Consider the following 11,905-nt stretch of genomic DNA (forward strand, 5'->3'; position numbering starts at 1 on the left):
TCGGAGGAGGGGAAGGGAGCAGGGCGATGCGAGACGGAAGTTCTCCCGGGCAGGCGGGATCCGAGGGCGCGGGCGGGCGGCGCCGGGGTGTGCTGGCGGCGCTCGCGCTGGCCGGCTGCGGCGCCCTGCTGGCGGCGGGGTGTGCTCCGGAGGGCGCACCGGGCGCGGGGCCCGGCGGCTCCCCACCGAGCACGGCTCCAGGGAGCTCCGGGTCGCCGGGGCCGTCGGGGAGACCCTCCGCGTCGCCGGAGGCCACCGGCCCGCCGGCGAAGGGGACCGTGACGGTGACCGGCGAGGTGGCCAAGGGGCTGGAGTCGCCGTGGGGCGTGGCCCCGCTGCCGGACGGGGACCTGCTCGTGGCCTCGCGGGACAAGGGGACGATCAGCAGGGTCGCCACGGGGTCGGGCACGGTGACCCAGATCGGCAAGGTGCCGGGGGTGGCTCCGGGTGGGGAGGGCGGGCTCCTGGGCCTCGCGCTGTCGCCCGCCTTCGCATCGGACCGACTGGTGTACGTGTACTTCACGACCGAGTCCGACAACCGCATCGCCCGGCTGCGGTACGACGAGCAGAGACCTGCCGGGCAGCAACTCGGCGCTCCGGACACGGTGTTCCGGGGTATTCCCAAGGGACTGATCCACAACGGCGGCCGGATCGCCTTCGGCCCGGACAAGATGCTCTACGCCGGGACGGGCGAGACCGGTGACACCGGGCTCGCGCAGGACAAGAAGTCACTGGGCGGCAAGATCCTGCGGATGACCCCGGACGGGGATCCCGTGCACGGCAATCCGGAGGCGGATTCCGTCGTCTACTCCTACGGGCACCGCAATGTGCAGGGCCTCGCCTGGGACAAGGACAAACGGCTGTGGGCGGCCGAGTTCGGCCAGAACACCTGGGACGAGCTGAATCTGATCGAGCCCGGCGCCAACTACGGGTGGCCCGAGGCCGAGGGGAAAGCGGGAAAGCCCGGCTTCCGGGACCCGGTGGCCGTGTGGAAGACCGACGAGGCCTCGCCGAGCGGGATCGCGTGGGCGGAGGGTTCGGTGTGGATGGCCGGGCTGAAGGGCAAGCGGCTGTGGCGGATCCCGCTGGCCGGGACGGAGCTGGTGGCGGAGCCCGAGCCTTTCCTGGAGGGCGAGTACGGGCGGCTGCGGACGGTGGTGCCCCTCGGCGGGGACCGCATGCTGCTGGTCACCAGCGAGACGGACGGACGCGGGTCCCCGGAGGCGGGCGACGACAGGATCCTGACCCTGACGGTGCGATGACCGGCAAGTCCCCGGCGGGGGACGAAAGGTGCGGTGGGCACGGTGTTCAACATGATCGAGGAGCTGTTCAACCCGGGACGCAAGCACACGGACGAGGAGAAGAAGCGGCTGGAGCTGTCCCGGACCGACGTCAATGACAACGATCCGGGACGGGGTCCGATAGACCTCGACTCCGGCAAGGTGCTCATACGCCTGGACGAGGAGCCTCGGGACGGGGACTGACCGGGACGGGCTCGCCGAAGAGACGCAGCCGGTGGGCGAGGGCGGCCGCCTCGCCGCGGCCTGCGACGCCCAGCTTCGCCAGGATGTTGGAGACGTGCACGCTCGCCGTCTTCGGCGAGATGAAGAGCTCCTCCGCGATCTTCCGGTTGGTACTGCCGGCCGCCACCAGGCGCAGTACGTCCCGCTCCCGGCTGGTCAGCCCGAGCGCCTCGGCCGGGTCGGTCTCCGGGACCGGCGGGGCGCCGGCGCTGTCGGGGCCGGTCAGCGGGAGGCGGGCGCGCTGGGCCAGCAGGGCCAGGTCCTCGCGCAGGGTGCGTGAGCCGATCCGCTCGGCGGTGGCGTAGGCCTCGCGGAGCAGGGCGGCCGCGGGCTCCCGGTCACCGGCGGCCAGCAGGGCCTCCGCGAGCCGGTGGCAGGCCCTGGCCAGCAGGTACGGACGCTCCAGCGGGCGGACGGCCTTCTCGACGGCGGTCCAGTCGGCGAGGGTGTCGCGGGCCTCGGCCCGGCGCAGCTCGGCCCGGACGTACTCGGCGTAGGCGGTCCACACCGGGACCGGGGTGGCGAGGGAACGGGCGGCGGTGCGCAGCACGTCCAGGGCCGCGTCCCGGCCGGCCTCGGCGGCCGGGAGCCCCCGGGCGTCAGCCTCCGCGGTGGCGGCCGCGAGCAGCAGTGGCCAGGCGTAGCGGTGCTGCCCGAGCGGGAATCCGTAGGCGGCGGCAGCGGACGTCTCGGCGCGGACGTCGGCGAGCCGGCCCTCCGCCGCGGCCACGCCGATCGCGAGGCGGTAGAGCGGGATCCGGTGCTGGGGCTGGGGCCGGGTCTCGTGGTTGCCGAAGTGGGCGTGGGCGGCGGCAAGCTGGTGGGCCGCCTCCGTCAACTCACCGTGGGCCAGGGCCAGGTAGGCCAGTCGTGCGGAGGCGGAGCCGCGCGGGGCCGCGCTCTGGCCGACCAGCAGGGTGCGCCGGGCCGCCTCGGCAGCCTCGTCCCAGCGGCCGAGGCTGTAGAGGCTCTCGGCCTTGTTCCCGCAGACCCAGGCCTCACTGTCCATGAGCCGTGATCTGCGGACCAGTTCGGCCCCTTGTTCGGCCAGTTCCACGGCTTCGCGGGACCGGCCCAGGCTTTCCAACTGAGAGGTGAGATTGATATGCGCACGCCCTGCCAGCATGGTGAGCCCGAGTTTCGTGGCCCGTTCCCGGACCGCGTGCATCTCGGCGAGACCGCCCGGAGCATCGCCGGAGTCGGTGAGCAGAGCTCCGACCGTGATCCGGGCGTTGAGCTCGGTCTCCTCGGCGCCGACCATCCGCGCGTACTCGACGGCGCGTTCGGCGGCGGCGAGGTTGCCGGGGCCCGGCTTGTGGAGCATGCCCCAGCTCGCGGCCCGGACCAGGACCTCGGCGTGCACCTGGGACGGGGGCAGCCCCCGGACGAGGTCCTGCGCCCTGGCTATCTCCTCCCAGCCGTCGCCGCGCCCGAGGCCGGCGATCAGCCGGGAGCGCTCGGTCCAGAACCAGGCGGCCCGCAGCGGGTCGCCGTCGTCCTCCAGCAGGCGCAGCGCCGTCTTCGTGATCTTCAGGGCGCGGTCGCGCTCGCCGCCGTAGCGCGCCGCTACGGTGGCCTCGGCCAGCAGGTCGAGCCGCTGGAGCGCGGTGGTGGCCGGGTCGCAGCCGCACGGAGGGTACACCTCGGTGTAGTCCGCCGGGCGGAGCGCCTCGCGAACGTCCTCCGGGGCGCTGTCCCACAGGTCCATGGCCCGTTCCAGCAGGCGCAGTTGCTCCGAGTAGGCGTGCCGGCGGCGTGCCGCCACGGAGGCGGCGAGTACGGCGGGCAGCGCCTTGGCGGGATCGTTCGCGTGGTACCAGTAGCTGGCCAGCCGGATGACCCGCTCCTCGGCCCGGACCAGCGACCCGTCGGCCTCCATGGCCTCGGCGTAGCGGCGGTTGACGCGGGCCCGCTCCCCGGGCAGCAGGTCGTCGCTGACGGCCTCGCGGACGAGGGAGTGCCGGAAGCGGTAGCCGTCGCCGTCGGGGGTGGCGAGCAGGATGTTGGCCCCGACGGCGGCTCTCAGCGCCTCGATCAGCTCGTCCTCGGTGAGCCCGGCGACGGCGTGCAGCAGCGGGTACTCCACGGTGGAGCCGCCCTCGGCGACGATGCGCACCAACCGCTGGGTCTCGTCGGGGAGCACCTCGACACGGACGAGGAGCAGGTCGCGCAGGGATTCGGTGAGCCCGGTGCGGCAGCCGCTCTCCTTGGAGGCGACGAGTTCCTCGACGAAGAAGGCGTTGCCGTCCGACCGGTCGAAGACGGAGTCCACGAAGTCCTCGTCGGGCTGCGCGGCGAGGATGCCGGCGAGCTGGCGGCGTACCTCGGCCCGGTTGAAGCGGGACAGTTCGATGCGCTGGACGGTGCGGAGCCGGTCGAGTTCGGCGAGGAGCGGGCGCAGCGGGTGGCGCCGGTGCACGTCGTCCGCGCGGTAGGTGGCGACGATGACGAGCCGGCCGCCGGCGAGGGTGCGGAAGAGGTAGGAGAGCAGGTGCCGGGTGGAGGTGTCCGCCCAGTGCAGGTCCTCCAGGACGAGGACGACGGTGCGGTCGGCGGCGAGGCGCTCCAGCATCCGGGCCGTCAGTTCGAAGAGCCGGGCGGTGCTCTCCTCGTCGTGCGGGCCGCGCGGGGTGTCGCCGAGTTCGGGGAGGATGCGGGCGAGTTCGTCCTCCTGGCCGGCGGCAGCGGCGGCCAGTTCCCCGGGCAGCAGCCGGTGCAGGGTGCGCAGGGCTGTCGAGAACGGGGCGAAGGGGAGGCCCTCCGCCCCGATCTCCACACAGCCTCCGACGGCGACGACGGCGCCGCGGCGGTCCGCCTCGCAGAGGAACTCCTCGGTGAGGCGGGTCTTGCCGACTCCGGCCTCTCCCCCGATGAGCATCGCCTGCGGTTCCTGCCCGGCGGCCCGGGTCAGTGCGTCGGTGAGTACGGCCAGTTCATCGGCTCGGCCGACGAACACCGGGCTGACAGATCTGGTCTCCACAGCGCCGAGCATCGCACAGAGGCCCTGCCCGGCGGCACTCGCAGCCGGCGCGCTTCTCCTCACCTGTCAGTTCACGCCGTGCGCGGCGCGGAGCGCGCCGGGCGGTCCGGGCGGTCCGAGCGGTCCGGGCGGTCCGAGCGGTCCGAGCGGGAGAACCGGCTCCGGAACGTTCTCACCCGCCTTCGGTGTTCCTGGTCCGGCGAGGAGGCGCGGTGCGCCTGCCCCGCCGCCCGGGCCGTGCGGTACTCGGCCGCCTCACGGAGGAGGTCGGCGCTGCGGACGGCGCCGGCGATCTCGTACTCGTGCATATCTGCTCCCTGGTCGCGTTGCTCGGGCACCTCGTTCGGTGTGATCCAAGATTCGCGCCCCAGGGGGTACCGGCACATCGGTCGCATGCCGCATCTGCCGGGGGCAGGGGGCCTTAGTCCGGGGCCAGGGAGCCCCGGGCCGGTCCGTGAGGACCTAAGGCACTGCCTAGACGCCGGCTCCGGCCGCCTTGGGAACGGCGAGGAGGAGGTCGAAGTACATGAGGACGAAGAGCAGTACGCCGAGGGCGCCCAGTCCGATGCCCGCCCAGGAGACGGACCGCACCCAGGTGGGGAGGGTGCGCTCGGGGCTGCTGAAGGCGGGGAGGGCCAGCACGAAGATGGCGATGATCAGGGCGAGGGCGGAGAAGATGCCGTTCACCATCGCGGTGGTGTGCCAGGGGTCGACGAACTGGGCGGCGATCTGCGCGTTGGCGTCGGCGGCCTGGGTCAGCTCCAGGCGGGCGGCGATGCTGGCACGCTCGGACACGATCCCCGCGACCCAGCTGCCGCTGAGGGCGACGGCGCCGAGACCCGCGGCGATGATCGCGAAGGCTGCGGATCCGACGTGGCCCGGCTCCCTGTCCTCGGCCAGGTCCTCGTCGAACGCCTCGTCGTCCAGGTCCTCGTCGGTGACCTCGTCGGTGACCGCGGAGTCGGCTTCGGCCGCGGCCGGCTGGGGGGTCTCGGCCTTTTCGAGGTCGGCCGGGGTGGTGTCCGCCTCGGCGGCGTTCGGGGCGGGGGTCTTGGTGGTGTCCATGCGGGGCACCGTAGGCGCCCTGTCTGAGAGTTTTCTGAGAATCCCCGGGTTCCGGCCACGGGGGGCTCCGCGGTCGGCGGAGGCCCTGGCCGGGCGCCCCCGGGCAGGGCCCCGAGGGGGCTCAGGCGGTCCGGGTCGCGGCCCACTCGTGGGAGAGGATCGACCAGACCTCGGTGTCCTGGCGGACTCCGCGGTGGAGGTAGTTCTCCCGCATGACGCCCTCACGGGTCATACCGAGGCGCGCTGCCACGGCGAGGCTCTTCTTGTTCCCGGAGGCCGCGTGCCACTCGACGCGGTGCATGCCGCGCTCGCCGAAGGCGTAGTCGATCAGGACCTGGCAGGCCTTGGTGACCAGGCCGCGGCCGGCGGCTTCGGGCTCCAGCCAGCAGCCGATCTCGCAGTTGCCGTAGTGCGCCTCGAACACCGGGAAGAGGACCCCGCCCACCAGGGTGCCGTCGAGCCGGATACCGAAGAACCGGGCGCCGTCCTCCCCCGCCGTCGCCGCGTACTTGGCGAGCAGGGCCCGGGCGGAGTCGAGGTCGGTGGCCCGGTCCGGGAAGCCGACGTACTGGCCTATGAACTCGCGTCCGCGCTCGATGTGCGCGAAGAACTCCGGGGCGTGCCGGGCCTCGAGCGGGAACATCTGGGCATCGTCGGCGAGGTCTATCGAGAACATGGTCGGTCTTCCTTGGGTCTCGGGAGGCGGGTGGCCGGATCACCGGGAGGCGGTGGCGGGCTCGGCGCCGTCCTCGCTCGTGGCAAGATCCGCGGCCGGCCGCTGCTTCGGAAGTCTCGCATGCGGGTGGCGTTCGGGGGGCTCGATGCTGATGCGGGGCAGGCGCCGGTCGAGCCAGGCGGGCAGCCACCAGTTGGCCCCGCCGAGCATGTGCATCAGGGCCGGGACGAGGAGGGTGCGCAGCACGAAGGCGTCGAGGGCCACGGCCGCGGCGAGCGCGATGCCGAACATCGCGATGATCCGGTCGCCGCTGAGTACGAAGGCCAGGAAGACGGAGATCATGATGACGGCCGCCGAGTTGATGACCCGGCTGGTCTCGGCGAGGCCCACGCGCACGGCCCGCCGGTTGTCGCCGGTCTCCAGCCACTCCTCGTACATCCGGCTGACGAGGAAGACCTGGTAGTCCATCGACAGTCCGAAGAGGACGGACACCATGATCACGGGCAGGAAGGGTTCGATGGGGCCGGCGCTGCCCAGGCCCAGCAGCTCGCTGCCCCAGCCCCATTGGAAGATCGCGACCACGACGCCGAAGGAAGAGGCGACGGCGGCGACGTTCATGGCCGCCGCCTTGAGCGGGATGCCGACGGACCGGAAGGCCAGCAGCAGGAGCACGCAGCCGAGGGCGATGACCACGCCGACGAAGAGCGGCAGCTTCCCGATGATGACTTCGGCGAAGTCGTCGTAGGCGGCCGTCACACCGCCGACGTGGACCTCCATGGAGTTGCCGTGCCCGGCGGCCGGGATGACGTCCTGGCGGAGTCGGTCGACGAGGTCGCTCGTGGCCCGGGACTGGGGGGCGGAGTCCGGTACGACGGTCAGGACGGCGGTGTCGCCGCTGCGGTTGAGGACGGCGGGGCCGGTGGAGGCGACGCCCTCGGTCGTGCGCAGTGCCTGCGCCAGCTGGTCCACGGCGAGCCGGTCGCCGGCGCCGTCCAGCCGGGCGACGACGGTGAGCGGACCGTTGGTACCGGAGCCGAATCCCTCCGCCAGCAGGTCGTATGCCTGCCGGGTGGTGGAGGTGGCCGGGTTGTTGCCCTGGTCGGACGTGCCCAGATGGAGGGAGAGGGTGGGCAGGGCCAGCACCAGCATGACCACGGTGGCGACCAGGCCCAGCAGCTTGGGGTGCCGCTCGACGAAGACGGACCAGCGGGCGGCGAAGCCGGAGGTCTGCTCGGGGCGCGGCCCCTCGGCGGCGAGCTTGCGGCGCTCGCGGCGCGAGAGGGCGCGCATGCCTATGTACGAGAGGAGGGCGGGCAGCAGGGTGACCGAGGCGGCGACCGTCAGGACCACCGTCACGGAGGCCGCTATCGCGACGCCGTTCAGGAAGTTCAGCCGCAGCACCAGCATGCCGAGCAGGGCGATGCAGACGGTGGCGCCGGCGAAGACGACGGCCCGGCCGGTGGTGGCGACGGCGTTCGCGGCCGCCTCCTCGACCGTGCTGCCCCGCGCCAGGCCCTTGCGGTGCCGGGTGACGATGAACAGCGCGTAGTCGATGCCCACGCCGAGGCCGATGAGGGTGCCGAGCATCGGGGCGAAGTCGGCGACCGGCATCGCGTGCCCGAGCAGGGTGATGCCGAAATAGGCGGTGCCCACGCTGACCAGGGCGGTCGCGATGGGCAGCAGGCTCGCGGCGAGCGAGCCGAAGGCGAGGAAGAGGACCAGGGCCGCGACGGCGACACCGATGACCTCGGCGAGGTGCGCGGTGGGGGCCTCGGTGAGCTGGATGGCGCGGCCGCCCAGTTCGACCTGGAGTCCGCCGGCCTCGGTGGTGGGGTTCTTCGCCGCGTCGACGACCGCTCGGGCCTGGGCCTTGGGTACGGAGTCGGCCTGCTGGTCGAAGGTCACCACCGCGTAGGCGGTGCGCCCGTCGGGGCTGATCCGTGCGGCGTTCTCGGGGGCGGGACCGTAAGGTCCGGCGACCGATCCGACGCCGGGGAGCCCGGCGACGGCCTCCAGTGCCCGGGTCATGCGCTGCTCGATGTCCGGGGTGCGCACGCTCTGCCGGTCCGGGGCCCGCCACACGATGGTGTCGGTGTCGCCGCCCTGGCCGTGGAAGGCCTCGCGCAGGAGGGCGTTCGCCTTGCCGGACTCGGTGCCGGGAACCTCGTAGTTGTTGGAGAACGCCGACCCGGCGGTCACTGCGGCCGCCGCGGTCCCGCCGAGCGCGAGCAGCCAGATCAGGACGGTGAGGAGGCGGTGGCGCATGCACCAGCGTGCGATTACAGCCAACGGACGTGCTCCCTGGTGGTTCGGATCTTTACCGGGAGGCAGCCCGTCGCAAAGAACGCATGAACGCGTGAAGGCCCGGCCGAGGGGTTCGGGGGATCACCCCGGAAGGCTCGGCCCAGATGGTCTACACCCTCCACCATCTCAGCGTTTCGTGATCGTTGGCCCGTTTCGTGTGCATCGTCACAGCGCGGGGCAGCCCCCTGGGGCGCCCTGGGTCCGGGACCCGGCGTGCAGCTGGGTTTCGGGCTCGTCCACCCGGTAGCCCGGGATCGACGGCCACCGGACGGTGAGGACGACGGCGTCCTCCTCCGCGTACCAGGAGTGGTCGACGCCGCGCCCCCAGAGCACGTAGTCCCCCTGCTCGGCGAGGACGACGGTGCGCCCCGGGAACTCCAGCCGGAAGCGCCCGCTGATCAGCACCAGCAGTGCGGTGCGCTTCTCGGCGGTCGCCCACCGCTCCCGTTCGTCGCCCTTCGGGTGGACACCCCACTTGATCTCCACGTCCTCGCTGTGGCGGGGATCCGAGGGGTCCTTGAAGTGGCCGAGGAGCCAGCCGCGGTCGGCGGCGGCGTCGGGGGTGGCCTTACCGGTGTAGATGGTGGAGTCGTGGTTCACGGGGTGAGGCTAATGCAGTTGTGGCGCCCGCCCGACACTGGTGAGCTGGGACGATGACGATCGATCCTGATGAACTGATGAAGGTGCGCGCCCGATTCGACGCCGAGGTGCGCGAGGGTGCGCAGGCGGACGGCCCGCAGGGGAACGTGGAGCGGGCGGGTGCCGTCGTACGGCATGTCGCGCCCGCGCTCGGGTGGAACGGCGTGCTCTGGTCGGACCTCGACGAGGGGACGGCGGACGCGGAGATCGCGGCGCAGGTGGCCTTCTTCGCGGGGCGCGGCTGTCCGGAGTTCGAGTGGAAGCTGTACGGCTACGACCGGCCCGCCGACCTCGGGGACCGGCTGCGGGCGGCGGGCTTCGTGCCGGAGCCGCCCGAGACCCTGATGGTGGGCCTGGTGTCCGAGCTCGCGAAGCTGCCGGTGGAGCCACCGGAGGGGATCACCCTGCGGGTGGTGACGGACGAGGCCGGCGTCGACCTGATGATGCAGGTCCACGCGCGCGCCTTCGGGAGGGAGCGGCCGCGGATCCGGGAGCAGCTGCTCGGCACGCTGCGCGAGCAGCCGGAGACGATCGCCGCGGTGCTCGCGATGGCGGGCGACACCCCGGTGAGCGCGGCCCGCATGGAGATGCGGCCGGGCCTGGCCTTCGCGGGCCTGTGGGGCGGCGGCACGGTCCCCGAGTGGCGCGGCCGGGGCATCTACCGTCTGCTGGTCGCCCACCGCGCCCGGCTGGCGGCGGAGCTCGGTATCGCCTACCTGCAGGTGGACGCATCGGACGACAGCCGCCCGATCCTGGAGCGGCTGGGCTTCGGGGTCCTGGGCGTGACGGTGCCGTACATGTGGTCCGACGGCGCCTCGTAGAGCGGGGCGGGACGGGCTCTATGCCGGCCGGCGGGCAGCGGGCAAGATCACTGCCATGGAACGTATCAGCCCGCCCCTGACCGGGGACGAACGCGAGACCCTGCGGACCTTCCTCGACTACCACCGGGCCACCCTCGCCTGGAAGTGTGAGGACCTCACCGACGAGCAGCTGCGGCGCGCGTCGATGCCTCCGTCCACGCTGTCCCTGCTGGGGCTGGTCCGGCACATGGCCGAAGTCGAAAGGCACTGGTTCCGCCGCGTCCTCGACGGCGAGGACCTCCCGCACCTGTGGTCGGACACCCACGACTTCCAGGCCGCCTACGACGCCTCCGGCTCCAGCCGCGCCGAGGCGTTCACCGCCTGGCAGGAGGAGGTCGCGCACGCCCGCCGGATCGAGGCCGCGGCCGAGTCCCTGGACGTGACGGCGTACGTGCCGAGCTGGGAGGAGGAGGCCTCGCTGCGTCTGGTGATGCTCCACCTCATCCACGAGTACGCCCGCCACAACGGCCACGCCGACTTCCTCCGCGAGGGGATCGACGGCGCCACCGGCGCCTGACCGGGGGAAAGGCGCCTGCGGGTGCGTGGGGCGGGGGGCTGCTCTAGCGTCGGACGCAGGAGGGGAATCCCTGTCGAGCCGGTCCGGGCCGGGGACCCGGGCCCTGGTGGCCGGACCCCGGTCGCCTCGGACGCTCGGCGCTGTTCCTGCGCGGATCCGGCACTTCCGGGTACCAGGGCGCGCGACGATCCCGGAGAGCAGGTGCGTCCCATGCGCACGTCGACCCGTATCGCAGGTGTCCTCAGCGGCCTGACCCTCGTACTCGGTGGTGCGGCCTTCGCGGCCCCCGCCGCCCACGCGGACGTCTCGGCCTGCATCAACCAGGTCGAGCGGGAGCTGCAGGGCGGCGAGGCCCCGGAATCCGTGCGCTCGGCGTGTTCCGCCGGATACTCCGGCGAGCAGGAGCAGTGCGTGAGCGGGCTGACCAAGAGCGGTGTGACCAACGGGACCGCGGTGAGCGCTTGCAAGGTGTCCGCGCAGTAGCCGGCCGGCTGGCCGGCCCGGGTCGTCGGCCCGGTCGTCTCTGCGGCCCGTCCGCGCCACCGGGTGCCGGACGGGCCGGAAGGCGGCGCGCCGCAGGCCGCAGGCCGCAGGCCGTCTCAGGCTTCCGGCCGCCAGTAGCCCAGCGCGTTCACCCGGTGCTTGGGCAGGGCCAGTTCCTTGCGCAGGTACGCCGTCAGGGCGCGCGTCGTCACCGTGTCGCAGGCCAGCCAGACGTACGCCGTCTCCGGGTCCCCGGCCAGCGCGGGGAGCTCGGCGCGCACCCGGTCGGCCAGGTCCGTACCGCTGCGCCGTACCCGGCGGATGTCGTGCCGGCCCGGTTCCACCCGCATCGGCAGCCGCTCGTCCGAGTCGTGCTGCGTCTCGAACCAGATGGTCGCCGGGGTCTCGGGGTACGTGTCCAGCAGCGAGTTGATCGCCGGGAGGGACGCGGAGTCCCCGATGACGAGCAGCCGCTCCGGGGCCGGTGCCGGGGCTGTGAATCCGGTGCCCTGGACCGTGGCCTCGACCGTGTCGCCCGGCTTGGCGTCGCGTGCCCAGGCGCTGGCGACCCCGTCGTGCAGGGCGAACTCGAAGCTGAACGTGCCCGCTTGCGGATCCGGGTCCACCAGTGTGTAGGCCCGCTGGTGCGGCTTGCCCGCGCCCTGGAACCAGACGCGTACCCACATCGTCGGGTGCAGCGACTCGCCGGCGGCCGCGAGCAGCCCGCCGTCCGTGAAGCTCACGCGGCGGTAGTGCTCCGTGAGGTCTTCCGCTCCCGTCACCGTGAACGTGAAGTCCTTGCCCCGCATGAGCTTGAGGACCACGCCCTCCCAGCCCTTGCCGACAGCCATGTCCAAC

Annotated in this window: 12 protein-coding genes; 5 read left to right on the forward strand and 7 right to left on the reverse strand. The window is 72.9% G+C overall.

Translation table 11 applies throughout. From position 1 onward, the window contains the following. Nucleotides 1–26 precede the first annotated feature (26 nt). Nucleotides 27–1,262: a PQQ-dependent sugar dehydrogenase gene (locus KO717_RS11140; protein ID WP_301366328.1), complete on the forward strand. Its 1,236-nt coding sequence runs from the start codon at nt 27–29 to the stop codon at nt 1,260–1,262. A 51-nt stretch (nt 1,263–1,313) separates the two neighbouring features. Further along, nucleotides 1,314–1,484 carry a DUF6191 domain-containing protein gene (locus tag KO717_RS11145; RefSeq protein WP_367401518.1) on the forward strand — a complete coding sequence of 57 codons (171 nt, stop codon included), beginning with the start codon at nt 1,314–1,316 and terminating at the stop codon, nt 1,482–1,484. Here the strand turns inward: KO717_RS11145 and KO717_RS11150 are convergent. The 6 genes from KO717_RS11150 to KO717_RS11175 all read right to left on the reverse strand — a co-directional run bounded on the left by KO717_RS11150 (nt 1,447) and on the right by KO717_RS11175 (nt 9,148). Continuing rightward, on the reverse strand, nt 1,447–4,515 hold the full coding sequence (locus KO717_RS11150; RefSeq protein WP_301366329.1) for a helix-turn-helix transcriptional regulator: 3,069 nt from the start codon (nt 4,513–4,515) through the stop codon (nt 1,447–1,449). The two genes, KO717_RS11145 and KO717_RS11150, sit on opposite strands and share 38 nt — an antisense overlap. 59 nt (nt 4,516–4,574) lie before the next feature. Next, nucleotides 4,575–4,811 carry a hypothetical protein gene (locus KO717_RS11155; RefSeq protein WP_301366330.1) on the reverse strand — a complete coding sequence of 79 codons (237 nt, stop codon included), beginning with the start codon at nt 4,809–4,811 and terminating at the stop codon, nt 4,575–4,577. Between the two features lie 166 nt (nt 4,812–4,977). Beyond that, entirely contained in the window at nt 4,978–5,568 is a 591-nt protein-coding gene (locus KO717_RS11160) for a hypothetical protein (RefSeq protein WP_301366331.1), read from the reverse strand. A 121-nt stretch (nt 5,569–5,689) separates the two neighbouring features. Then, the gene (locus KO717_RS11165; RefSeq protein ID WP_301366332.1) at nt 5,690–6,244 is read right to left on the reverse strand and encodes a GNAT family N-acetyltransferase; all 555 of its coding nucleotides are present in this window, start codon (nt 6,242–6,244) and stop codon (nt 5,690–5,692) included. Nucleotides 6,245–6,283: 39 nt separating this feature from the next. Further along, a complete protein-coding gene (locus KO717_RS11170; protein WP_301366333.1) occupies nt 6,284–8,533 on the reverse strand; it encodes an MMPL family transporter in 2,250 nt (749 codons plus the stop codon). Between the two features lie 180 nt (nt 8,534–8,713). Further along, on the reverse strand, nt 8,714–9,148 hold the full coding sequence (locus tag KO717_RS11175; protein ID WP_301366334.1) for a signal peptidase I: 435 nt from the start codon (nt 9,146–9,148) through the stop codon (nt 8,714–8,716). 53 nt (nt 9,149–9,201) lie between these two features. On the opposite strand from KO717_RS11175, the gene KO717_RS11180 reads away from it, so the two are divergent. From KO717_RS11180 to KO717_RS11190, 3 genes are all read left to right on the forward strand, one after another. Continuing rightward, nucleotides 9,202–10,008, forward strand: coding sequence for a GNAT family N-acetyltransferase (locus KO717_RS11180; RefSeq protein ID WP_301366335.1), 807 nt, complete (start codon nt 9,202–9,204; stop codon nt 10,006–10,008). A 55-nt stretch (nt 10,009–10,063) separates the two neighbouring features. Beyond that, complete coding sequence (locus KO717_RS11185; RefSeq protein ID WP_301366336.1) at nt 10,064–10,564, forward strand: DinB family protein; 501 nt, start codon at nt 10,064–10,066, stop codon at nt 10,562–10,564. A 210-nt stretch (nt 10,565–10,774) separates the two neighbouring features. Continuing rightward, a complete protein-coding gene (locus KO717_RS11190; protein WP_301366337.1) occupies nt 10,775–11,047 on the forward strand; it encodes a hypothetical protein in 273 nt (90 codons plus the stop codon). A 116-nt stretch (nt 11,048–11,163) separates the two neighbouring features. Here the strand turns inward: KO717_RS11190 and KO717_RS11195 are convergent, their stop codons facing one another. Then, nucleotides 11,164–11,898, reverse strand: a complete 735-nt coding sequence (locus tag KO717_RS11195; protein ID WP_301366338.1) for a siderophore-interacting protein — start codon at nt 11,896–11,898, stop codon at nt 11,164–11,166. Nucleotides 11,899–11,905 lie beyond the last annotated feature (7 nt).

It is taken from the genome of Streptomyces xanthophaeus (genome assembly GCF_030440515.1).
Classification (GTDB): Bacteria; Actinomycetota; Actinomycetes; order Streptomycetales; family Streptomycetaceae; genus Streptomyces; species Streptomyces kutzneri.